The sequence below is a fragment of the Cupriavidus sp. PET2-C1 genome, from assembly GCF_054515855.1.
Genome location: NZ_CM137260.1, coordinates 983,877 through 1,006,865, shown reverse-complemented (window position 1 = coordinate 1,006,865; position 22,989 = coordinate 983,877). Strand labels below are relative to the sequence as shown.

At 67.8% G+C, this 22,989-nt stretch carries 21 protein-coding genes; 8 read left to right on the top strand and 13 right to left on the bottom strand.

Features of this window, described 5'->3' with window-relative positions; all coding sequences use genetic code 11:
* Positions 1-6: 6 nt before the first annotated feature.
* A complete protein-coding gene (locus ACX12D_RS24535; protein WP_459376059.1) occupies positions 7-2,817 on the top strand; it encodes an Hsp70 family protein in 2,811 nt (936 codons plus the stop codon).
* 28 nt (positions 2,818-2,845) lie between these two features.
* On the opposite strand, the gene ACX12D_RS24530 is transcribed toward ACX12D_RS24535, so the two are convergent.
* Positions 2,846-3,550: a Crp/Fnr family transcriptional regulator gene (locus ACX12D_RS24530; RefSeq protein WP_459376058.1), complete on the bottom strand. Its 705-nt coding sequence runs from the start codon at positions 3,548-3,550 to the stop codon at positions 2,846-2,848.
* Positions 3,551-3,731: 181 nt separating this feature from the next.
* Here ACX12D_RS24530 and ACX12D_RS24525 point away from each other — a divergent pair, with 181 nt between their 5' ends.
* Positions 3,732-4,490, top strand: coding sequence for a Coq4 family protein (locus ACX12D_RS24525; RefSeq protein WP_459376057.1), 759 nt, complete (start codon positions 3,732-3,734; stop codon positions 4,488-4,490).
* 14 nt (positions 4,491-4,504) lie between these two features.
* On the opposite strand, the gene ACX12D_RS24520 is transcribed toward ACX12D_RS24525, so the two are convergent.
* From ACX12D_RS24520 to ACX12D_RS24505, 4 genes are all read right to left on the bottom strand, one after another.
* Positions 4,505-5,698: a hypothetical protein gene (locus ACX12D_RS24520; RefSeq protein WP_459376056.1), complete on the bottom strand. Its 1,194-nt coding sequence runs from the start codon at positions 5,696-5,698 to the stop codon at positions 4,505-4,507.
* Positions 5,699-5,766: 68 nt separating this feature from the next.
* Entirely contained in the window at positions 5,767-8,091 is a 2,325-nt protein-coding gene (locus ACX12D_RS24515; protein ID WP_459376055.1) for a TonB family protein, read from the bottom strand.
* The gene (locus tag ACX12D_RS24510; protein WP_459376054.1) at positions 8,088-8,849 is read right to left on the bottom strand and encodes a PP2C family serine/threonine-protein phosphatase; all 762 of its coding nucleotides are present in this window, start codon (positions 8,847-8,849) and stop codon (positions 8,088-8,090) included. The genes ACX12D_RS24515 and ACX12D_RS24510 overlap by 4 nt, the downstream gene beginning before the upstream one ends.
* Positions 8,850-8,852: 3 nt before the next feature.
* Entirely contained in the window at positions 8,853-9,536 is a 684-nt protein-coding gene (locus ACX12D_RS24505) for a vWA domain-containing protein (protein WP_459376053.1), read from the bottom strand.
* 227 nt (positions 9,537-9,763) lie between these two features.
* Here ACX12D_RS24505 and ACX12D_RS24500 point away from each other — a divergent pair, with 227 nt between their 5' ends.
* The 3 genes from ACX12D_RS24500 (at position 9,764) to ACX12D_RS24490 (ending at position 12,497) form a co-directional block, all read left to right on the top strand.
* Positions 9,764-10,177, top strand: coding sequence for an HU family DNA-binding protein (locus ACX12D_RS24500; RefSeq protein ID WP_459376052.1), 414 nt, complete (start codon positions 9,764-9,766; stop codon positions 10,175-10,177).
* 94 nt (positions 10,178-10,271) lie between these two features.
* Positions 10,272-10,751, top strand: a complete 480-nt coding sequence (locus tag ACX12D_RS24495; protein ID WP_459376051.1) for an SRPBCC family protein — start codon at positions 10,272-10,274, stop codon at positions 10,749-10,751.
* 201 nt (positions 10,752-10,952) lie between these two features.
* The gene (locus ACX12D_RS24490) at positions 10,953-12,497 is read left to right on the top strand and encodes a methyl-accepting chemotaxis protein (RefSeq protein ID WP_459376049.1); all 1,545 of its coding nucleotides are present in this window, start codon (positions 10,953-10,955) and stop codon (positions 12,495-12,497) included.
* A gap of 69 nt (positions 12,498-12,566) precedes the next feature.
* Here the strand turns inward: ACX12D_RS24490 and ACX12D_RS24485 are convergent, their stop codons facing one another.
* Positions 12,567-13,127 carry an NADPH-dependent FMN reductase gene (locus ACX12D_RS24485; RefSeq protein ID WP_459376048.1) on the bottom strand — a complete coding sequence of 187 codons (561 nt, stop codon included), beginning with the start codon at positions 13,125-13,127 and terminating at the stop codon, positions 12,567-12,569.
* 198 nt (positions 13,128-13,325) lie between these two features.
* Between ACX12D_RS24485 and ACX12D_RS24480 the strand changes: the two genes are divergently transcribed.
* On the top strand, positions 13,326-14,501 hold the full coding sequence (locus tag ACX12D_RS24480; protein WP_459376047.1) for an ABC transporter substrate-binding protein: 1,176 nt from the start codon (positions 13,326-13,328) through the stop codon (positions 14,499-14,501).
* Here ACX12D_RS24480 and ACX12D_RS24475 read toward each other — a convergent pair.
* From ACX12D_RS24475 to ACX12D_RS24445, 7 genes are all read right to left on the bottom strand, one after another.
* On the bottom strand, positions 14,482-15,123 hold the full coding sequence (locus ACX12D_RS24475; protein ID WP_459376046.1) for a DUF6869 domain-containing protein: 642 nt from the start codon (positions 15,121-15,123) through the stop codon (positions 14,482-14,484). The genes ACX12D_RS24480 and ACX12D_RS24475 overlap by 20 nt on opposite strands.
* A gap of 127 nt (positions 15,124-15,250) precedes the next feature.
* Positions 15,251-15,952: an ABC transporter ATP-binding protein gene (locus tag ACX12D_RS24470; protein ID WP_459376045.1), complete on the bottom strand. Its 702-nt coding sequence runs from the start codon at positions 15,950-15,952 to the stop codon at positions 15,251-15,253.
* A complete protein-coding gene (locus ACX12D_RS24465) occupies positions 15,945-16,697 on the bottom strand; it encodes an ABC transporter ATP-binding protein (RefSeq protein ID WP_459376044.1) in 753 nt (250 codons plus the stop codon). Before ACX12D_RS24465 ends, ACX12D_RS24470 begins: the two co-directional genes overlap by 8 nt.
* On the bottom strand, positions 16,694-17,710 hold the full coding sequence (locus ACX12D_RS24460; RefSeq protein ID WP_459376043.1) for a branched-chain amino acid ABC transporter permease: 1,017 nt from the start codon (positions 17,708-17,710) through the stop codon (positions 16,694-16,696). Before ACX12D_RS24460 ends, ACX12D_RS24465 begins: the two co-directional genes overlap by 4 nt.
* Entirely contained in the window at positions 17,707-18,573 is an 867-nt protein-coding gene (locus ACX12D_RS24455; protein ID WP_459376042.1) for a branched-chain amino acid ABC transporter permease, read from the bottom strand. The genes ACX12D_RS24460 and ACX12D_RS24455 overlap by 4 nt, the downstream gene beginning before the upstream one ends.
* Before the next feature lie 79 nt (positions 18,574-18,652).
* Positions 18,653-19,843 (bottom strand): 4-hydroxybenzoate 3-monooxygenase, encoded by a 1,191-nt coding sequence (gene pobA / locus ACX12D_RS24450; protein ID WP_459376041.1) that lies wholly within the window; start codon positions 19,841-19,843, stop codon positions 18,653-18,655.
* A 166-nt stretch (positions 19,844-20,009) separates the two neighbouring features.
* A complete protein-coding gene (locus ACX12D_RS24445; RefSeq protein ID WP_459376040.1) occupies positions 20,010-20,474 on the bottom strand; it encodes a DUF3995 domain-containing protein in 465 nt (154 codons plus the stop codon).
* A gap of 140 nt (positions 20,475-20,614) precedes the next feature.
* Here ACX12D_RS24445 and ACX12D_RS24440 point away from each other — a divergent pair, with 140 nt between their 5' ends.
* Positions 20,615-21,550 (top strand): aldo/keto reductase, encoded by a 936-nt coding sequence (locus tag ACX12D_RS24440; RefSeq protein WP_459376039.1) that lies wholly within the window; start codon positions 20,615-20,617, stop codon positions 21,548-21,550.
* Between the two features lie 7 nt (positions 21,551-21,557).
* On the top strand, positions 21,558-22,925 hold the full coding sequence (locus ACX12D_RS24435) for an NTP/NDP exchange transporter (RefSeq protein ID WP_459376038.1): 1,368 nt from the start codon (positions 21,558-21,560) through the stop codon (positions 22,923-22,925).
* The last annotated feature ends 64 nt before the right edge of the window (positions 22,926-22,989 follow it).

The window sequence follows — 22,989 nt, the reverse complement described above, 5'->3', positions numbered from 1 at the left end:
CCATGCATGAAGCGGTATAGCGTCGGCATTGACCTGGGCACGAGCAACACGGTCGTCGCCTATGGCGAGGCAGGGTCGGAGGACATCCGCGTCTTCGACATCGATCAACTGGTGAGCCTGGGCGAGGTGGCCACGCGGCCGCTCTTGCCGTCCGTGCGCTACCACGCGGCGCCGGGGGAGCTCAACGCCAGCGACCTGCAGTTGCCGTGGCAGGTTGCCGATGGGGCGGACGGTGGCGACGGTGCCGCATCGGGCCAGGTCGTCGTGGGCCGCCTGGCGCGCACGCTCGGCGCGCAAGTGCCCGGCAGGCTGGTCGCCAGCGCCAAAAGCTGGCTGTCGCATGCGTCGGTCGACCGCGTGGCGCCGATCCTGCCGTGGGGTGCCGCCGACGAAGTCGGCAAGGTGTCGCCGGTGGCGGCCAGCGCCAGCTACCTGGCGCACGTGCGCGCAGCATGGAACCACCGTTTTCCCGATGCCCGGCTCGAGGACCAGGACGTGGTGCTCACCGTGCCCGCCTCGTTCGATGAAGGCGCGCGCGCCCTCACGCTGGAAGCCGCGCGCATGGCCGGACTGCCCGCGCTGCGCATGCTGGAGGAGCCCCAGGCGGCGTTCTACGACTGGGTGTTCCATCACCGCGAGACGCTAGCTGCCGACCTGGCGCAAACGCGGCTGGTGCTGATCTGCGATGTGGGCGGCGGCACCACCGACCTGACCCTGATCAAGGTGGAGGTCCAGGACGGCCGGCCGCAATTGACCCGGATCGGGGTTGGCAACCACCTGATGCTCGGCGGCGACAACATGGACCTCGCCCTCGCGCATCTGGTCGAGTCGCGCATCGCCACGGCGCACTCGCGCTTGTCGGCGGGCAGCCTGTCCCAGTTGGTCGAGCGGTGCCGTGCCGCCAAAGAGCAACTGCTCAGCGCGCAGGCGCCGGACGCGGTCACGATCACGCTGCTCGGTTCGGGCTCCCGGCTGATCGGCGGCGCGCGCTCCGTCGAAGTCACCCGGCAGGAGATCGAGCAGATCATTGTCGAGGGGTTTTTCCCAGCCGTTTCGGCCGGTGAAAGACCGGGGCGCTCACGGGGCGGCATCGTCGAATTTGGCCTGCCTTATGCGTCCGACCCAGCGATCACCCGGCACGTTGCGGCCTTCCTCGGCCAGCACGCAGCCCAGTCGCGCATGGCCAACGCACAGGATGCAACAGAGGCGCCAGAAGCACCAGGCGACGCGCCGCCGATGCCCGACACCTTGCTGCTCAACGGCGGCGTGTTCCGCGCCGAGGCGCTGACGGGGCGCTTGTCGGGCACGCTTGGCACCTGGCGCCGAGCGCCCTTGCATGTGCTGCACAACGACAACCCCGACGTGGCGGTCGCCCGTGGCGCGGTAGCGTTCGCGCTCGCCCGCGCCGGGCATGCGCCGCGCATCGGCGGGGGCTCGCCGCGCAGCTACTTCCTCGTGCTGGACAACGGCGATGCCGCGCAGGCTGAGCGCGGCATTTGCCTGTTGCCGCGCGGCACCGAAGACGGCCAGGAGATCCATCTCAAGGACCGCACCTTTTCCCTGCGCCTCGGGCATCCGGTGCGCTTCCACCTGGTCTCCTCCGTCGCCGACACGCCCTATCAGCCGGGTGAACTGGCCGACCTCGCCAGCGGCGATTTCGTCCGCCTGCCGCCGATCGCCACCGTGGTGCAAGCGCGCGGCGCCAGCGACGCGCGGGAGACGCTGGTGCAGCTCACCACATCGCTCACCGAAGTCGGCACGCTGGAAGTGCACTGCAGCGAGATCGCCAATCCTTCGCAGCGCTGGCTGCTCGAGTTCCAGCTGCGCGGCGATGCCCCAGCGGCAGACACGGCGGCCCACGCGCCCCATCCTTGCCTGGCCCAGGCCGTCGAATGCATCGACCGCACCTTTGGCGCCCGCTCGCAAGACGTTGGCCCCAAGGAAGTCAAGCGGCTGCGCGCGCAACTGGAGCAACTGCTGGGCGCGCGCGACCAATGGGACAGTACGCTGCTGCGCGCCCTGTTCGGCACGTTGTGGGAACGCGCACGCCGGCGCCGCCGCACGGCAGACCATGAACGCCTCTGGCTCAACCTTGCCGGCTATTGCATGCGGCCGGGGTTCGGCTACCCGCTGGACGAGTGGCGCGCCGGGCAGCTCTGGTCGTTGTTCGAGCAGGGCATCCAGTACGTCAACGAGAGCCAGATCTGGTCGGAATGGTGGACGCTGTGGCGCCGCACCGCCGGCGGTCTGGACGAAAGCGCGCAGCTGCGTTTGCTGGACGACATCGCCTTCTACCTGCAGCCCCCGGGCACGGCGCGCTACAAGCGCCCCGCCGGCGCCGCCAAGGCAGGCTACGCCGACATGGTGCGGCTCGCGGGATCGCTGGAACGCGTGCCCGTCGAGCGCAAGATCGAAGTCGCCGAGTGGCTGCTCGCCCGGCTCAAGAAGCCCTCGGAGAACCTTCAAGGCTGGTGGGCCGTGGGCCGCATCGGCGCGCGCCGGCCGTTCTACGGCAGCGCGCACAACGTCGTGCCGCCAGAGGTTGGCTCGCAATGGCTGGAGGCGATTCTCGCGCTCGACTGGAAGAAGGTCGAGCCGGGCGCGTTCGCCGCCGTGCAGATCGCCCGCATGACGGGGGACCGGTCACGGGACCTGCCGCTGGAGATCCGCATGCGCGTGGTCAGCCGGCTCGAGGCCGCCAACGCGCCACGTAGCTGGATCGACATGGTGCGCGCAACGGTGGAACTCGATGAGGCCGATGAGGGACGGGTCTTTGGCGAGTCGCTGCCGGCGGGATTGACGCTGATCGTGGCGTGAGCCCAAACGCGGCGGGCCGGCAAATGGCCTAGCCGACCTCCGCGAATCTTCGCAGCGATGCGAGATCCAGGATCTCGATGGACCCGCGCGTGCGCTGCACCAGCCCCTGCGCCTCGAAATCCCGGAGAATCTGGTTCACCGTTTGCCGGGAAACCGACAGCATCAAGCCGAGTTGCTCTTGCTGCACGTTGATCACCCGCTTGCTCAGGCCATGGCGCTCGCCATAGCCGCCGGCAATGGCCAGCAAGCGGCGCGCCAGCCTGACCGGCACGGGCATCAGCACCGACGATTCGATCGCTTCGAATGCCAGCCTGAGCTTTGGGGCCATCAGCAGGCCCATTGCTTTCCAGTGCACCGGATGTTCGTCGAGAAACTGCACCGCATCCTGCTGGCTGATATGCAGCAGCACCACGTCGGTCTCGATCCAGGCATCGTGGGCGCGCGGCAAGGCGTCAAACAAGGCGACCTCACCGAACCATTGCGGCGTTTCCGCAAACGCCAGCAATGCCTCCTTGCCATCGGCGGAGGAAGTGGTCATGCGGATGGCGCCCGCCACCACAAAGTACAGGCCGTCCGCCGGATCTCCGTGCGCGAACAGGCGCTGGCCCGCAGCCAGCGACCTGACCTTGGCGTGCGCCACGATCCACCGTTGAAAATCAGCGGCGAGACCGGCGAACCAGGCGCTGGATCGCAGGGCAGCGAGGTGGTCTTCGGGGGTGGATGACTTTGACACAGCGCCAATCGTAGTCTTATGTCAGGAAGGCGACATTGTAGTCGGCCGTTCCCTGCAAAGATCGCTCATTGCAATCAGGGACCTAGATGAAAACCCTGAAAGCCCTGAAGACCCGAAGCATCGGCGACTTCGCCATCCCGGCAACAACCCCAGCAACAAACCCGACAAGAGGAACGAGGCAATGGACATAGCGACCTCCCCCGCTCTCTACAAGCGTGACTTTCCAGCCGCATTCCGTGCGATCCGCAAGCTGCTGGCAAATGGAGACGACACCACGCAGGTGTTTCTCATCATGCGCGCCCTCAACGGGCCGTCCGCGCCGAAAAACTACGCGCGGCTCTTGACGACCACGAGCGGGCGGCGGCTGGCTTATCTTCGCGTCGAACTGACGGAGCGCTTCTCCGACCCGGCGTTCATCGCCAGCTTCGCCCCCGGCACGCTCGGCGCCGCCTACTGCGCATTCCTGGAGCAAACGGGCTACAGCGCCGCCGGCCTTGCCGCGATTTCAAACCTCAACAGCGAGCCGCTGGTCGAGGATCCCTACGCCTGGTTTGGCAGGCGGACCCGTGACATCCACGACATCTGGCATGTGCTGACCGGCTACAAAGCCAACGAGAACATGGGCGAAGCGGCGCTGGTGGCGTTCAGCTACGCACAGACCGGCGCCCTCGGCTGGGCATTCATCGCCGTTGCTACGGCCTTGCAGAGCCTGCGCAAGACCGGCAACACCGCGTACTTGCGCGCCGTCGTCGAGGGGTATCGGCATGGACGCAAGGCGAAGTGGCTGCTGGCCGAGGACTACGAGGCGCTGCTGCATGAACCGCTCGAGGCAGCGCGCGCGCGGCTGGGCATTCTCGAACCCGTGATGTACCAGGCGGCCAGCCAGGCCGCGCAATGCCAGCCACAGGGCGCGGCTTCGCAATCGCTGTCATCCGACTAGGCTCCGGGCGCTGCCTATGGGCCTTTGGGCCCCAGCCACGGCAGCGGCGCAACCCGCTCCGGGGCCTGGCCCAGGCGGGCCTGCCAGGCATCGGCCTCGGCGCCAAGGCGTGTCAGCAGGCTGCGCCGTGACCGGTACCAGACAACCCCCAGCACGGCCACGCACAGCGCACAGCCAAGCACCACCCAGGGATCGTAGCCAAAGCCGTTGCCGCGTTGCGCTGCGGCATATGACACGTAGCCCCAGGTCGCCTGCGGGCGCAGCACATTGACGCCGTCCAGCAATGACGGATGAAACAACGCGAGCGCGGCTAGCATGCCGGTTTGCAGTGCAATCACGCCAAATCCGAACTGATATCGCGCCCATTGCCGCAAGGTCTGCGGATCGCGCATAGCCATCGGGTTTCCGCGAGCCGAGTATGCAAGCGACAGCTTGAGCCAGCCGGGCGTCTTGTTGACATGCATCTGCGCGCCCCGCCCGTCGGCGGGTTCGAGCACACGATGCTGGTACGCGAACAGCAGCGCGCCGCAGCGATACCAGCCCAGCTCCTGCGCGGTCCCTGGCGGCACCCGGACATTAAGGCGCTCCAGCGGCGCGTCGATGGCGATTAACCGCCTGGCGCGCGTGGCGGGCCACATCTGACGGTGCAGGTCCAGCAAAAACAGTCCGAGTGCGAGCGCGGCCGGCAGCAGGGCTAGCGCGCCTGGCTGGAACCGCGCGCAGAGCATCATGCCGACCAAGGCGCACAGCAGCCCGGCAGTGGCCAGGAGATAGCCGTGGCCGCTTTGTGCGCGCTGGCTGCAAACGGGATTGACCAGCCACTCCTCAGCGGCGTCCGGGCGGCGCGCGTCGGGCGCCTGGCTCAGTTGCTCCCACTCAGCCAGCAGGTCGTGCCTAAGCGCTGGCTCGCCAAGCGCGTGCATGCCAATCAGCCACGCCTCGCCGCCCTCGACCAGGCAGTCCAGCCGGTAGCCGCGCCGCGCCTGGATCAGCGCGCATAGCCGCGCTGGTACATGCAGCTTCAACGTGGCCGGCTTGCCCGTGCCGGGAGACGGCGGCAGGCTCACGTGTGCCGCGCGCCAACGCTGCAGGCAGGCCGGCAGGGCAAGATCGGCACGATGCGGCTGCATCTGCACGGGCGCGCTGAACACCTGGCGTGACGCCCGCTGCCAGCGACGCATGGGCTTGCGGCCGTAGTTGGCTTGCATGGCTTCCAGCAGGGATCGGCATGGCGGCGCTGTGTTCATCGGATTGGGTATAGGGTATAGGGCCGGCATCATGGCTGCTCGACGGGTCGTTCCGGGGCGAAGGTCACGGGAATCATGACGGTTTCGCCGATCAGCTCGCCCTGCCTCACCGCAGGCTGGTAGCGCCATTGCCGGGCGGCCTCGATGGCGGCCCGCCCCAACTCACCGGGTCCGGCCAGCCGGACCACCGCGATCTGGCTTGGATCGCCGCTGGCATCCACCATGACCTGCAGGTCAACCCTGCCGCCGGCCCTTGACGCCAGCGTGCTCGGGTAGCTGGCCGGATGGCGCTGCTGCGAGGCCGGATCCACACTGGCTTGCCGATCGGCCAGGGGCGGCAGTTCGGCCAGGCGGGCGGCCAGCGCCTTGCCGGCCTGGCTGAACGTCTCCCAGCGCTTTGCGTCCGAGACCATGCGAAGACGAAGGGTGGCAAGGATGGCGCTCAGCTCGCCGGATTTGTCGGCGACCTCCGCCTGCAGCCGCTCGGCAATGGCGAAACTGGCAACCGCGTCCTTGTCGCGCTGCTCGCGCAGCGCGACCGCACCCAGCCCGTACCACGCATTGGGATCGTCGGCACGGGCCCAGATCGCCTGCTCGAACAGCAGGCGCGCGGTCACCGGCTCCTTGAGCCGCAGGTGATATTCCCCCAGTTCGTTGGCGGAGAAAAAGGCGCCGGAGTCGCGCGCCAGCAACTCGCGGTGCTGCTCATAATGGGCTTCGAGTTCCGCCTCGGCGGCGCGCGCCCCGCCCTCCGGCTTGGCCGCCGCCGTGCGCGCCTGGCGCAGCGTATCGCCGTAGGCGCGCTGGATGCGGTTGAACTCCCGCGTGCTGTTGTAGCTGCTAGGGAGCGCCATCCGCTTTAGCCGCAGCAGGTTGTAGCGGTAGGTGTCGAACTGCCCCGCGGCGACGGCAGCGATGGTGGCCCGGATCTCGGCGCGTGTGCTCGCCAGCGTCAGGGACGCCGCGGGAGCCCCACCGCGCTTCCATTCGAGCGCTTGGCCTTGCCCACCGGCCGTGCCGTTTGCCGCGGCTGGCGTCGCGGCTTCGCGATCGCTGTCGCCGCCGCCGGACGACATGAAGGCCGTCACCAGCACCACCAGCGTAAGCGCGACGGCAACGGCAATCGCGAAGGTCCCGCTCATGGCGCCGCTCGCCGGCATGGTGTTGGAGATCGATGCACTGACGGCAGCGGCCTGAGCCAGCGGTTGCTGCAATGGCTGCTGCAAGGGCGGCCGCGCGGCTGCCTGGCGCGCACGCTTGCCCCGGCCGGACTTGCGCTTGCCGCCGGCCTGCGTGGCAGCGGCTGCCTGCGTGGCGGCGCCAGCGATCATCGCACTGCGCGCGCAGGCCGCGCAAGCCAGTCCGGCAAAGTGCTGGTGTGAGGGATCGGCGGTGCAGACCGCCAGCCGCTGGCTGCTGCGCAGCGCATATTCGCGCAGCACACGCGCCCACTCGGCAGGCGCGGGCCGGCCGTCCGGCGGGCCGGCGAAGGCGCTGTCAAACATATCGCGCAACTCCGGCGGCATCTGCGCGTGGCCGCTCACCGGGTTGGGCGAGATCGCCTTGTGCGCCCGCAGCCCGTAGGCGTAGTAGCGGCCACGGATGCGCCCGGGCAGGTCGGTGGGAAGCTGCGCATTGGCAGGCCTCCCGCTAAAGGGATGGATGCCAAAATTCAGCAACTGGAAGATCACCACCGCCAGCGCGAAGCGGTCCTGCGCCGGCTCGCCCGCGGCGGTCAGCCCGCCGCCTTGCAGCTCCGGCGCCAGGTAATCGGCGGTGAACTGCTGCGCGGCAAAGCGTTCCGACTCGCCCTGGATGCTGAAGCCATCGCAATCGAGCATCGCGATATAGAGCGAATCACGGTAGAAGCGCAGGTTGACCGGCTTCAGGTCCACCACATAGTGATGCTGCTGGTGCAGGGCCGCGATGACGCCGCTCAGATTGGCGGCTAGCGTGATCTTGGCGCCCAGCCCGGTGGGCAGGCCGGCGGCGCGCGCCTGGCGCTCCTGCAAGATCTCCTCCAGCTCGGCCGTTTGCTGGATATCCAGCGCCGGCATGGCAAAGCCGATAAAGCGGCCACGGGCATCCAGCAACGGCGACTGCGGCCACGCGATCTGCACATAGCGCTTGCCGTTCTCCACCTGGTCCGGCAGCTCGGGCGACAGCCGTAGCATCGCATCGATCTTGCGCTGGTAGCTGGCCAGGTCCATGTGGCCGTGGTAGAGCTTGGCCACCTGGGCCGGCGCCTCTGCCAGCAGGAACACGCTGCCGGCGCCGCCGCTCTTGATCAGGCGCGCCAGCGTCAGGCCGCGCTGGCGATCCAGCCAGACTCTGCCCCCGCTGCGAGCACTCATGCGCGCAACGCGATCAGCAAGGTCTTGTCATCGCCGGTGATGTGGTGCGTGCGCGGATCGTCCAGCGTGGCCGCCAGCGCGCGGTTGCCCTCATCGATGTCGGCTACCCCGCGCAGATACCGCTCGACCGGCTCCATGAAGGGCGCGTAGAGTCCGGCGTTGCCCTTGCTCATGGCAAACGGCATGGCGCCATCCGACATCAGCGCCACGCCTCGCAGCGGCTGGCGGATCGGCAGCACCCTGAGCTGCTCGCGCCAGTGCGGCCCGGTGATGAAGTAGGTCTCGTTGGCGTACTCGCCATTGGCCGGCAGCGAGATATCCGGCTTGGCCGCGCCGTCGCGCGGCTGGGCCACGCCAACGCCGTCGCCGATATGAAAGAAGCTGCCGCGCTCCGGCGTGGCCACCACGCCAACCAGCGTGCTAGCGTAGTCGGCCAGCCCGGCACCCGCCGCGCGCGCCACCTCCTGCAGCGCGTTGCGCGCCAGGCCGAGCACGCCGCCCACGGCCTGCGCAAACAGATCGCCGGACAATTCCGGCAATTCCTCGCCCTGCCCCACGCGCGTAGCCAGCGCGTGCGCCACCGAGTTCGCGATGAATTCCGCCCCGGCCCGGCTGTAGCGTGCCGAGCCCGCGCCGTCGCACACCACGGCGATCAGCACCTCGCCCACTACCGCATGCGCAAAGGCATCCTGGCACGGCACGCCGCGCTCGGCGTGCGATTTGCCCGTCGCCGAAGCGGCAAAGATCTTCCAGGCCATCGCTCAGACCGTGACCGCGGACCAGCTGTCGGTGGGCGGCAGTTGCGCCTGCCCGCCCGGCGTGGACTGCGACACGACCTGCATGCTGGCGCTAAGCCACAGGAACAGCTCACGGAACTGCAGGCCCTTGAGCTGCTTCACGCCGCCCGCGCCACGGTTGCTGAACTGCTGGAGCACATCGATGCTCGCGCCCTCGCCCACCGCGATCGGGAACACGGCCACCTTGTTGGCCTTCTCGGCCTGGCGGGACTGCGCCGCGCCTTGCTCCCACTGGTCGGTGGGCGCGCCATCCGACATCAGGAACAGCCACGGGCGCGTGTAGGCCACGCCCGCCTGGCGAAAGCGCAGCTTTTCCTGCTCGATCTCCGCCAGCGCCAACTCCACGGCCTGGCCCGTCGGCGTGGTGCCGTCGGCCCGCAGTTGCGGCGCATTGAAATCCATCGCATCGCACCAGTCGCCGGCCACCTCGGCCTGGTCGTAACCGCCGTACTGCACCACCAGGAGCCGGACCCGCTTGCTCGCGATCACGTCCGCCTTGAGCTCCTGCTCCAGCAGGGCCAGCCCTTCATTGAGCTGCCGGATGGGTTCGCCGTCCATGCTGCCGGAGCAATCCAGCACCAGTACAAGGGGCGTGCGCTGCTCGGTGTTGTCGATTAAGGCGACATCCGGGATGATCGATTTAGACATGGCACTCCTGCTGCGATTTTGGCGAATTTCGCATTTTATCAGCCACATCCGGCATTTCTCAAAAAAATGCATCTGGCGTCCATCAATAACTTCCGCAGCCCGGACACCGCGCGTTGTCGATCGTGATGGCAGGCGTTTGGCACGCGCCACCGGGAATGCTATGCTCCCCATGCGCTTGCTGCCGTCGGCAGCAAGCGTCATTCAACGAACACAAGACTCCATAATCCATGGCTACCAAAGCAAATGCTGTCGTAAAGACCACCGCCAAGCCTGCCGCCAAGAAGGCGGCGCCGGCAAAGAAGGTCGCAGCGGCCGCGCCGGCGGTGAAACCCCTGAAGGACACGTTCAACAAGTCCAGCCTGGTGGCCCACCTGGTGGCCCAGACTGAACTGGATGCCAAGACGGTCAAGACCGTGCTGGTCCATCTGGAAAACACCATCCTGAGCGCGGTGCACAAGAAGGGCGCCGGCGAATTCACCCTGCCGGGCCTGTTCAAGGTCGTGGCGACCCAGGTTGCCGCCACCAAGAAGCGCTTCGGCAAGAACCCGTTCACCGGCGAAGACCAATGGTTCGCGGCCAAGCCGGCGACCGTCAAGGTCAAGGTTCGCCCGATGAAGAAGCTGAAGGACGCTGCGCTGTAAGCTGAACGGGCAAACAGAACGCAGCTGGAACAAAAGGGAGCCCGCGTGGCTCCCTTTTGCATTGCAGGTCAACACCCGATATCGAGCACACGCCATGAAGATCAGGTCCGAGTGGATATTTGAGTGCGAGCCACGGCATGTCTGGCCGCACTTCCTTCATGCCCGCATGGATGCGTCGCGCCCGCTGCTGTTCTGGCTGGGGATTCCAAAGCCAATGAGCTGCCGCGTACTGGAGGGCGTCGCGGCGGTCGGCAATACGCGGCAATGCACCACGGACCGGGGCACTATCAACCAGCGCATCCTGCAACTGGAGCCGGACCGGCTGCTGCAGTACCAGATGCAGGAAAGCACAGTCTGGTGCCGTGCCTGGGTCGGCAAGCTGATCGACACCTTCAGCCTTGAGCCGCTGGGCGATGGCAGGACACGGGTGCGGCGCACGACCGAGTTCGAAGCCACGGGACTGCTCAAGGCCATCAGGCTCGTCGGTCTCTGGGCAGCGCTGCGCCAGGCGCATGCTTATGCCGCGCGAAACTGGAAGCGGCTGGCACAACAGAGCCAGCGCGAATCCACCTGAGCACGCCATCCTCGCCAGGCCGCGCTCGCGGCCTGCCGGCCGGGCAACCAGCCCCGCCACTCAAGTCCCCACCTCAATTGCCGATATTCACCATAGTCCGCAGATGCGTTCGCGATAGACGGCGCGGCTGACAATAGAGCGAATCCGGGTCCCATGGGCCAGCATTTCGCCGCCTTATTATTTCCATTCAGGTAGAAGAAAATGAAGAATCTTGGAATTGGGGTACGCCTCGGCATTGGCTTTGGCGTGGTGCTGCTGCTGTCAACGCTCATGACCGTGTTCAGTATCCTGGGGCTGCAGGACGTGGCCAGCCACACGCACGACATGATGCAGCAGCCGCTGGCCAAGGAACGCGTCGTCAGCGACTGGTATCGCCTGATGCATACGAGCGTGCGCCGCACCACCGCGGTGGCGCGCAGTGCCGACCCGAGCCTGGGCGCGTTCTTCGCCGCCGAGACGAAGGGGTCGGTCGACGCCATCGCGGCGTTGCGCGACAAGATCGAGCCGATGCTGTCCTCCGACGCGGAAAAGGCGGCATTCAAGACGATCCAGACCGTGCGCAAGCCGTACAACGAGTCGCGCGACAAGATCACCAAGCTCAAGGAAGCCGGCCAGACCGACGAAGCCAACCAGGTGCTCGAGAGCGAGTTCGTGCCTGCCGGCAACGCCTATCTTGCCGAGATCCAGAAGCTGCTGGATATCCAGCGCGCCAGCATTGACCAGACCGCACTGGATATCAACGAGATCTATCTCGCCGCGCGCAATCGCCTGATCGCGCTTGGCGTGCTGGTGCTGGCGATTGGCGTTGCGTTCTCGGTATGGCTGACCGCCGGCATCACCGCGCCGCTGCATCGCGCCGTGGGCTTCGCGCGCAAGGTGGCGTCGGGCGACCTGACCAGCCACATCCGCTCGGATAGCAAGGACGAGACCGGCCAGCTGCTGCACGCCCTGGGCGAAATGAATGGCAACATCCTGCGCATCGTGACCGAGGTGCGTACCGGCACCGAATCCATTGCGTCCGGCACGAGCCAGATCGCCGCGGGCAACACGGACCTGTCCCAGCGCACGGAAGAACAAGCGTCGTCACTGCAGGAAACGGCCTCCAGCATGGAGGAGCTGACCAGCATCGTCCGCCAGAACGCGGACAACGCCAAGCAGGCCAGCTCGCTCGCCGTCAACGCCTCCGAGATCGCCATCAAGGGCGGCGCGGTGGTTGGCCAGGTGGTCGACACCATGCAGGAGATCAACGGCGCATCGCGCAAGGTGGTCGACATCATCGCCGTGATCGAGGGCATCGCCTTCCAGACCAACATCCTTGCGCTCAACGCCGCGGTGGAAGCCGCCCGCGCGGGCGAGCAAGGCCGGGGCTTTGCGGTGGTGGCCGGCGAGGTGCGCAGCCTGGCGCAGCGCAGCGCGACCGCCGCCAAGGAGATCAAGTCGCTGATCGGCGACTCGGTCGAGCGCGTGGAAAAGGGCTCGCAGCTGGTCACCAAGGCCGGCCAGACCATGGATGAGATCGTGGGCGCGGTAAAGCGCGTGACCGACATCATGGGCGAGATCAGCGCTGCCTCGGCCGAGCAAAGCGCCGGCATCGAGCAGGTCAATCAGGCCGTCACCCAGATGGACACGGTGACGCAGCAGAACGCCGCACTGGTGGAGCAAGCCGCCGCCGCCGCGGGATCGCTGGAAGAGCAGGCCCAGCGCCTGAAGGAAGCGGTATCCACGTTCCGCCTCGTGGCTGCCTGAACCGCCTGAACCGGCTTAGCCGCCTTAGCCGCCTGGCCCCGCTATGGCGCGCCGCCGGCCGCTTGCCGGTCACGCAAGCGGAAATGTGGCATTGACCGTCGTCTTGTGAAGGACGACGGCATCGTACAGCGCCACCAGCGCTTCTTGTATGGCAGCCGCAATACCCGGCGTCGAGACCATGCCATCCTCATCCAGCCTGGCGCCCAGCAATGGCACGGTGATCGATGCCGACTCGACAATGACGGCGGCCATCGTCTTCAAGGTCTCGCGCAGTGCCGCATCGGCATGGTGCGCGCGCGGCGATGCATTGAGCACGGCGACCGGCTTGAAGGCGAAGGGCTCGTACCCCACCAGCCAGTCCAGTGCATTCTTGATCGTGCCGGTAACGCCATGCGCGTACTCGGGGCTAGCGATCAGCAGCGCGTCCGCTTGCGCCACCTCGGCAAACAAGCGTGTGACGCTGGCATGCGGACAAGCCTCGTCGTCCGGGTTGAACAGCGGCAACGCCCCAAGGCCACTGAACACGGCAACCGACACATTCGCTGGCGCCAGCCGCGCGGCCGCGCGCAGCAGCGCGGAATTGATGGACGCAGCCCGCAGGCTGCCGGATAGCGCAAGGACTTTCATCATTCCCGATTTGCACCGCATGGGTGGTGTCTGAGCCAGCGCGCATTCTATAGCGAATGCGCGTGGCTGCCCGCCGCCCTTTGCGCAAGCCCCGATTGCACCAAACCGCCCCGCCCCCTAAACTCCTCTGCCAGTGCCCCGCGCCAGCACCCGCCCGACCCCTTCCCCGGGACCAGAGCGCACTCGACCAGGAGACCATCGATGACCTTTGCCCCCTTGCTGCGTGCCCTCGCGGCCTGCAGCGTGCTTGCCGTGGCGCCCTCGCTCGCCCACGCCGCGGATCCCGTCAAGATCGGGCTGATCGCGCCTTTCTCGGGCAGCTTTGCCGACTATGGCAAGCAGATGGAAGGCGGCATCAAGGCGTTCCAGAAGCTCAATGGCGATACCGTGGCGGGGCGCAAGGTGCAGATCATCAGCAAAGACACCACGGGCCCGGCCCCGGATGTGGCCAAGCGGCTGGCGCAGGAGCTGGTGGTGCGCGACAAGGTCGACGTGCTGGCCGGCTTCGGCCTCACGCCCGAGGCCCTGGCGGTGGCGCCAATTGCCGAGCAGGCCAGGAAGCCGATGGTGATCTTCAACGCGGCGTCATCCTCGATCACCACCAAATCCGCGTATATCGCGCGGGTGTCGATGACCTTGCCGCAGATCTCGGCGCCGATGGCCACCTGGGCCATCAAGAACAAGGTGCGCAAGGTAGTGACGCTGGTGGCGGACTACGCGCCGGGGATCGACGCGGAGAGCGCGTTCAAGACCAACTTCATCGGCGGCGGCGGACAGGTGGTCGAATCGATCCGGGTGCCGCTGCGCAACCCGGAGTTCGCGCCATTCATCCAGCGCATCAAGGATGCCAAGCCGGAGGCGGTGTTCCTGTTCCTGCCCGCCGGCGAGCAAGGCGTGGCATTCATGAAGGGCTTTCGCGAGCGCGGCCTGGCCGAGGCCGGCATCCGCGTGATCGCCACCGGCGACCTGACCGACGACCACGTGCTGCCGGCCATGGGCGACGCCACGCTGGGCGTGATCACGTCGTTCCATTACTCGATGGCGCACGATTCGCCCGAAAACAAGGCCTTCCTGAAAGCCTTTGCCGAAGCCAACCCCGGCGCCGGGCGGCCTAACTTCATGGCCGTGGCTGCCTATGACGGCATGCGCGCGATCTACGACGCGCTGAAGAAGACCGGCGGCGCCACCGACGGCGACAAGTTCGTCGCGGCGCTCAAGGGCATGAAGATCGCCAGCCCGCGCGGGTCGATCATGATCGACCCGGACACCCGCGACGTGGTCCAGACCGTCTACATCCGGCGTGTGGAAAAGGTTGGCGGCGAACTCTACAACGTGGAATTCGACAAGTTCGACAACGTCAAGGATCCGGGGAAGTAGGCCAGGCGGCGTGATGCGGCGAGTCTGCGTGCATCGCGCCTTCACGCTGCCGGAGCCGCGATGGTGCTGGTGATGGTGCTGGTGATGGCGCTGGTGATGGCGCTGGTGATGGCACAACACGGGCGGGCTGCCTGTGGGCCTCGCGGGACACGCCAGCCTCGGCATCGGGCTGCGCCGCCGCGCCCTGCGCATCCCAGCCACGCTGCTCGTAGCATATCCACATCGCGCGCTGCGGCACTTCGTTGAAGTTGCTGTCGCTGGCGGCCAGCACCCGCGCCCAGACCTCGGGTGTGGAACTGCGCCAGACGCCGCACAGCAGGCGGCGGAAGCGCGGGGCGCGCGCGGCCTCCTGCTCGATGCGGCCGATGAAGGCCGGGCCGTGGTACTCGATCAGGTCTTCGAGCTCGCCGGCGGCGAGCGCGCCAAGGACGCGGGGACTGTCGGTGCGGGCCAGGACTTCCAGCACCAGCCACCATAACCCTTCCGGGTCGTTGACGCCGAGCCAGTCGCAAGCCTGCCAGACCCAGAACGAGCGGACCTCGTGCCGGCCAATGGCCGGGTCGTAGCGACTGTAACGCTGGATATAGGCGTTGACGAGCCGATTCTGCTCATGGGTTTCCATAGTTCCCCGTGACTACCCGCCTGCGAAAAATGAGCACTGCCCGCTGGCCGTACGCGGTGTTGCCGCCAACGGCCGCCAACGTTCGCTGTCTATCGCCTGCTGTCGGTTGACTATACCGGGGATGGGCTCAGGCGACCGTCAGCAACCTGTCCAGACTGCCCTTGTCCGCCAGCAGTTCCGCGCTGGTCGACTCAAACACTACCCTGCCGCGATCGAGCACCATCGCGCGCCGCGTCATGCCAAGCGCCAGGCGAGCGTGCTGCTCCACCACGATCACAGCCATGCCGCCTTCCTCGATCAAGCGGCGGATCACATGCTGCAATTCCTGAACAATGATAGGCGCCAATCCCTCCATCGGCTCGTCGAGTAATAGCAGGGACGGGTTTACCATGAGCGCCCGGCCAATGGCCAGCATCTGCTGTTCGCCCCCTGACAACTGGTTGCCCAAGTTTGCGCGCCGTTCCTGCAGACGGGGAAAGACTTCATAGACCCGAGCGGCATTCCAGTGGCCGGGGCGCGCCACCGCCGTCAGGTGTTCCTCCACGGTCAGGGACGGGAACATGCAGCGCTCCTGCGGCACCCATCCCAGCCCGGCGGCGGCGCGCTGGTGCGCCGCCAGCCGCGCCAGGTCGCGCCCTCGCCAGGACAGGCTGCCGCGCCGCTGCCGGGTCAGGCCCATCAACGTCATCAGCAGCGTGCTCTTGCCCACCCCGTTGCGGCCCAGCAAGGCCAGGCTCTCGCCGGCGTCCAGCGCCAGGTCGATGCCGTCGAGCACGACGGCATCGCCATAGCCCGCGCTCAGCCCCTGCACCCGCAGCAGCTCAGTCATGGGCGGCCTCCCCGAGGTATACCTCCCTGACACGGGGATCGGCGCCGATCTCCGTTGGCGTGCCTTCGGTCAGCACGCGGCCACCCACCAGCACCGTGATGCGCTCGGCAAAGCGGAATACCAGGTCCATGTCGTGCTCGATAAACAGGATGGTGATATCGCGCGGCAGGCCCGCGATCACGCCGAACAGCTCGGCACTCTCCCCGGACGGGATGCCCGCCGCGGGCTCGTCCAGCAGCAGGATGGCGGGCCGCGTGGCCAGCGCCAGCGCAATTTCCAGCAGCCGCTGCTTGCCGTATGGCAGGCTGCGCGTCTCGGTATCGGCCTCGGTGTCCAGGCGCAGGCTGGCCAGCACCGTCATGGCCTCGTCGGCCAGTGCCCGCTGCGAAGCCACGGTGCGATGCCAGATCCGGGTGGCGCCGCTGCGCTCTGCCACCGCCAGCACCACCGATTCGAGCACCGTCAGGCCGGGGAACAGGGTGTTGATCTGGAAGGTCCGGGTCATGCCGCGCCGCACCCGTGCGTGCTGGGGCAATTGCGTGATGTCTTCATCGCCCAGCCAGATGCTGCCGCTACTGGCCGGCAAGGCGCCGGTGAGCAGGTTGATGAAGGTGGTCTTGCCGGCGCCGTTAGGCCCGATCAGCGCATGGCGGGCGCCCGGCGGAAACTGCAGGGAGATGTCGCTGTTGGCGGCAAACCCGCCCCAGGACTTGGACAGTCCCTCGGTACGCAGCAACCTGGTCATGGCCGCTCTCCTCCCGGCTTGCGGCGCATGGCGCGGCGCTGCGCATCCAGCGCGCCCATCAGCCCGCCGCGCGCAAACAGCACGATCACCACCAGCAGCAGGCCAATCCAGAACTGCCAGTACACCGGGTTGATGCCTGCCAGCACATCCTGCGCGATCATGAACACGGCCGCCCCGAGCAGTGCGCCGTACAAGCGGCCCGCGCCACCCAGCACCAGCATCACAAGCAACTCCGCCGAACGCGGGAAGCCCAGCACATCCATGCCGACGAACTGCGTCGTCTGCGCCAGCAGCCCACCGGCCACGCCGGCCAGCGCCGCCGCCACGGCGAACACCGCGCCCAGGCGGCGCGGCACGTCGACACCCAGCGCCGGCATGCGGCGCGCGCCCTCGCGCATGCCGCGCAGCGACAGCCCGAAGGGCGAAGCCACCAGCCTGCGCACCAGCACGAACAACAGGAACGTCACCACCAGGCTGTAGAGGTAGGCAGTCTTGCCAAACAGGTCGAACTCGAACAGCCCGAGCAACGGTGCCATGGTGACGCCCGACAGGCCATCCACGCCGCCGGTCAGGAAGGCTGCCTTGTTAGCCGCCTCGAACAGCATCAGCCCGATGCCCAGCGTGACCATGAGCCGGGTCAGGTCGCCGCCGCGCACCACCAGGAAACTCGCCAGCCAACCCGCCAGGCCGGCCACCGCGCCGGCCGCGAGCAGGCCCGAGACCGGCTCGCCCCAGCCATGCGCGGCCAGCAGCCCGGCAGTGTAGGCGCCGAGGCCGAAGAAGGCCGCATGCCCCAGCGAGACGATCCCGGCGTAGCCCAGCAGCAAGTCCAGCGACAGCGCGAAGAGCCCGGTGATCAGCACCTGGCTGCCAAGGATCAGGTAGCCGGGCAGCAGGAAGAACACCGCCACCGGCACCAGCCAGAACACGATCTCGCCAACGTGCCAGCGCCCGTCGGGCAGATGGAAGCGCCGCTCGCTCGCGCGGTTCGGCACCTCGTCGACAGCGCTCATGCCCGCCTCCCGTAAAGGCCGGCCGGGAACAGCACCAGCAGCAGCACCATCAGCGCATAGATGACAAAGGCGCCTACCGCCGGCACGTAATACTTGCCGGCCACATCGGCCACGCCCAGCAGCAGCGCCGCCACCAGCGGGCCGCGGATGGTGCCCGCGCCGCCCACCGCCACCACCAGCAGGAAATACACCATGTACTTGAGCGGGAACGACGGATCGAGCCCCAGCACGTCGATGCCCAGCCCGCCGCCCAGCCCGGCCAGCCCGGACCCAAGCGCGAAGGTCAGGCTGAATACCCGCTCCACGTTGATGCCCAGGCCGCGCGCCGCTTGCTGGTTGTCCACCGCCGCGCGCACTTGCGCGCCAAAGCGCGTGCGTGCCACCAGCCAGCCCAGCGCCGCGGTGATGACCACCACCACGCCGATCAGGAACAGGCGATAGGCCCCAAGGTCCAGGCCCGCCACGCGCACCTGGCCCAGCAGGAAAGCGGGTAGCGCCACCGGCTGCTGGCCCGGCCCGAACACGTAGGTGGCCCCCGCGATCGCCATGAAGGTGAGCCCGATCGAAAACAGCACCTGGTCGAGATGGCTGGCGCCGTAGAGCCGCCGGTACAGGGTGCGCTCGAGCAGCCAGCCCACTGCCGCAGCCCCCACGAAGGCTAGTGGCAGCGTCACCAGGAAAGGCACGCCGGCCCGGGTCATCAGCACCACCGCCACGTAGCCGCCGAACATGGCAAATGCGCCGTGGGCGAGGTTGACGAAATTCATCAGGCCCATGGTCACCGACAGCCCCACGCTGATCAGGAACAGCAGGCAGCCATAGGCCAGCCCGTCGAACAGCACGCCGAGGAAGCTGGCGATCATCGCCTGCCCTCCCCCGGCCACGGTGGCGGGCAACCAAACTTTGTCATGACATCTCCTGTGTGGCGATCGGGATGGGCACTCAATGGCCCTCGAAGGTGGCGAACGGCAGCCCGACATAGTTCTCCGCGAGCGTTGCGGCGGCGGCGGGCGAAGCGGTAACGTATTCCAGCTCGGCTTGCTGCAGCCGCGCCATGAATGGGGTCTGGCCTGGAAAGCGATGCAGCAACGCGGTCATCCACCAGGAGAAATGCTCGGCGCGCCAGACCCGCCGCAGGCAAGTGGCGGAGTATGACGCCATCAGGTCGTCGCGGCGTTCGCCATAGTGCGCGGCCAATGCCCGCGCCAGCGTGCGCACGTCGGCCACCGCCAGGTTCATGCCCTTGGCGCCGGTAGGCGGCACGATATGCGCGGCATCGCCGGCCAGGAACAGCCGGCCATATTGCATGGGCTCCACCACGTGGCTGCGCATCGGCGTTACGCCCTTTTGCAGCACGGGGCCCTCGTTGAGCCGCCAGCCGTCGCCGGTCTCCAGGCGGGCGTGCAGTTCCTGCCAGATCCGTGCGTCGGGCCACTGGGCGAGATCCTCGTCGGGTCGGCATTGCAGGTAGAGCCGCGTGATCTGCGGCGAGCGCATCGAAAACAGCGCGAAGCCGCGCGCATGCCTGGCGTAGATCAGTTCCTGCGCGGCGGGCGCGGCCTCGGCCAGGATGCCCAGCCACGCAAACGGATAGCTCCGCTCGAACACCTGCAGCGCAGCCGGCGGAATTGCCGCGCGCGAGACCCCATGAAAACCATCGCAGCCGGCGATGAAATCGCAATGCAGCGTGTGGCGCTTGCCGCCGTGGGTGAACGTGACGCTGGGCTTGCTGCTGTCGACGCCATGCAGGGCCACGCCGCTGGCCTCGAACAAGATGGGCGCGCCATCCGCCAGGCGCGCGGCGATCAGGTCCTTGACCACCTCGTGCTGGCCATACACGGTAATGGCGCGGCCGCCGGTTGGCCCGGACAGGTCGATGTGGTGCCGGACCCCGTCGAACAGCAGGTCGATGCCATGGTGGCGCAGGCCCTGGCGCTGCAGGCGCTCGCCCACGCCGGATGCCACCAGCAGGTCGACCGTCCCCTGCTCCAGCACGCCCGCCCGGATGCGTCCTTCCAGGTGCTGGCGGCTGCGGTCCTCGATGACCACGGCATCGACACCGGCGCGGCGCAGCAGATGACCCAGCAGCAGGCCTGCCGGCCCGGCGCCGATGATCGCGACCTGGGTGCGCATCGTGGTCTCCCGCCTCCCGTTTTTTCGTTGCCTGCCTGGCCCGCCGGATGGGCCGTGGCGGCAGCGCCCGGCCTCTGGTGCAGGGCATTGTCAGACGCGCCACTTCATTTTGCAATCGGGGGTTCTTGCGATACGGCGCAGGCGGCTGCCAGGAATGCGGCGACGCTCAGGGCGGGAGGATCGCCACGTACGCCAGGCCAGCGGACAGCGTCAGGCACAGGGGGGAATAGACCCACGTATCCAGCCAGGCAAACGAAGAGCCGGTGATGCGCTTGAAGAAGCCAACCAGCCGAAAATCGCCCACCGCCCTGGCCAGCATGGCCAGCGCGACCAGGCCGATGGCCCATTGCAGGACCGGCCCGGTGCAAGGCGCCGTGGCCAGCCCGGCGCGCGCGCCCACCATCAAGGCCACCGCCGCCAGGCCAGCGGCCACCAGCAGCGTGCCCGTGCGCGAGGGCGTAAAGGCGGGCACCATCGCGCTCGCCGTTGCCGGTGGCGCGATGTCGCCGGCGGCTACCTTGCGCGGCACACGGGGAACCGCGGCATCCTTTGCCAGGCCCCCGCCAAGCGCCCAGTAAACATGCACGCCGGCAAGCAAGAGGTAGATGCAGGCAACCAGCAGAGCGACCATGGCGGCAAGATTCCTATCTGTGAGAATATGATACGGATCGGGGCAACAGCTTAAGCTAGCCGGGCCACTGCGCGGTGCGCAGTGACTAAATGCCGCAGCCCCGGCCGCCAGAATCCGGGCCCGCCAGCAAGGAGATCGTCATGTCATCCGATAGACGCCGTTTTCTTGGCCACGGCGCGCGCCTTGCCGCCGCACTTAGCCTGTGCCGTGGCGCCTGGCCCGCCAGCACGCTCGCGGCGCCGCCCGCTGCTGGGCCATTGCGCCGGGCACTGCCCGGCGGCCACGAAACCCTGCCGGTGATCGGCATGGGCACGGCCAATACCTTCGACGTGGGAACCGAACGCGCCGAACGCGCCCCGCTGGCCGAGGTCCTGGCCTTGCTGCTGCAAACGTCCGGCCCGGTGATCGACACCGCGCCCAGCTATGGCAGCGCGCAAGGCGTCACCGGCGACCTGCTGCGGGACGCCAATGCCCGCGGCAAGGTCTTCCTGGCCACCAAGATATCCAGCCTGGCCGGCGGCGCGGCGCAGGCGCAATGGACCCAGTCGCTGCGCGACCTGCATAGCGATACCGTGGATCTGCTACAGGTCCACAACCTGATCGACTGGCGCGACAACCTGCGCTTCGCGCGCCAACTGAAGGATCAGGGCAAGACGCGCTATGTCGGCATCACCCACTACCGCGAGGACGCGCATGAGGCGCTGGCGCAGATCGTGCGCAGCGAGCGCCTGGATTTTGTGCAGCTGAACTATTCCCTGGCCGAGCGCAATGCCGAGCGCGCGCTGCTGCCGTTGTGCCAGGAGCGCGGCGTGGCCGTGCTGGTCAATCGCCCGTTCCAGGACGGGCGCCTGTTCCACGCCGTCAAGGACAAGCCGCTGCCGCCCTGGGCCGGCGAGATCGACTGCGCGTCCTGGGGCCAGATCTTCCTGAAATTCATTGTCAGCCACCCCGCGGTGACGGCGGCGATCCCCGCCACCGCCAAGCCCCGCAATATGCAGGACAACCTTGGCGCGGGCCTTGGCCGCATGCCCGATGCGCGCCAGCGCGAGCGCATTGCCGCGCTGCTGGCCGCCTGAACCCATCATGGCAAACCCCACAAACTCCGCGCACGCCAGGCAGCCCACCCGGCACGGGCTTGGCATCCAGCCCGGTGAAGGCAGCGCCGTCGCGGCTGGCTTCCTGTTCTTCTTCTGCCTGTTCGCCAGCTACTTCATGCTGCGCCCGGTGCGAGAGACCATGGGCATCGCCGGCGGCGTGCAAAACCTGCAATGGCTGTTCACCGCCACCTTCGTGGTCATGCTGGTGGCCATCCCCTGCTATGGCTTGTGCAGCGCGCGGCTGCCCCGCCGGCGTTTCGTGCCCTGGGTCTATGCGTTCTTTATTGCCAACCTGCTGGGTTTTGCCGTGGCCACGCGCGGCGCGCCGGACAACATCTGGCTGGCGCGCGTGTTCTACGTCTGGCTATCGGTGTTCAACCTGTTCGTGGTCTCGGTGGCGTGGAGCCTGATGGCGGACGTGTTCCGCCCCGGCCAGGCGCGCCGGCTGTTCGGCCTGCTGGCCGCCGGCGCCAGCGCGGGCGGCCTGGCTGGCCCGCTGATGGGCGGCTGGCTGGTGACGCGCATCGGCCTGACCGGGCTGATGGTGCTGTCGGCCGCGCTGCTCGCGGCCGCGCTGCCCGGCGTGGGCTACCTGTTCGGCTGGCGCAAGCGCACCGGCGCGGGCGTGCCGGTGGCGGACGATCCGGTGCCGGCACAAGACCCGGCCCGGCCCATCGGGGGCGGGCTCTGGGCGGGGCTGACGCTGGTGGCGCGGTCCCGTTACCTGCTTGGCATCAGCCTGTTCGTGATCCTGCTGGCCACGGCCAGCACGTTCCTCTACTTCGAGCAGGCCAGGCTGATGGCGCAGACCTTTCCCAACCGCACGCAGCAGACCCAGGTGTTCAGCGCCATCGATGCGATCGTGCAGGCGCTGACCATCCTGGTGCAGGTGTTCCTGTCGGGGCGCATCGCCAGGCGCTATGGCGTGACATCCCTGCTCACGGCGGTGCCGCTGGCGGTGGCGGCTGGCTTTCTGGTGCTGGCGCTGTGGCCCACCTTCGGCGTGCTGGCCGGCGTGATGATCCTGCGCCGCGTGGGGGAATACGCCTTGCTGCGCCCGGGGCGGGAGATGCTGTTTACCGTGGTCGATGCCGAGACCAAGTACAAGGCGAAGAATGTGATCGACACCGCCGTCTATCGCGCCGGCGATGCCGTCAGTGCGTGGTTCAAGACCGCCATCGATGGGCTTTCCGGCCACCCAGCCGTGGTGGCGTTCACCGGCGCTGCGCTGGCGCTGGGATGGGCGTGGCTGGGATGGTGGCTTGGCCGGCAGCATGAAGGCCGGGCCGGGAACGCGCCGGCGGCGTCCCGCGCCGGCATGACGCCGGTGCCGCACGATGGCGGCGGCGCTTAAGTAGCGCTATCTGATGCAGGGCGCCACAAAGACGATACGCGAATCAGGCTTTGTCCTATACCGC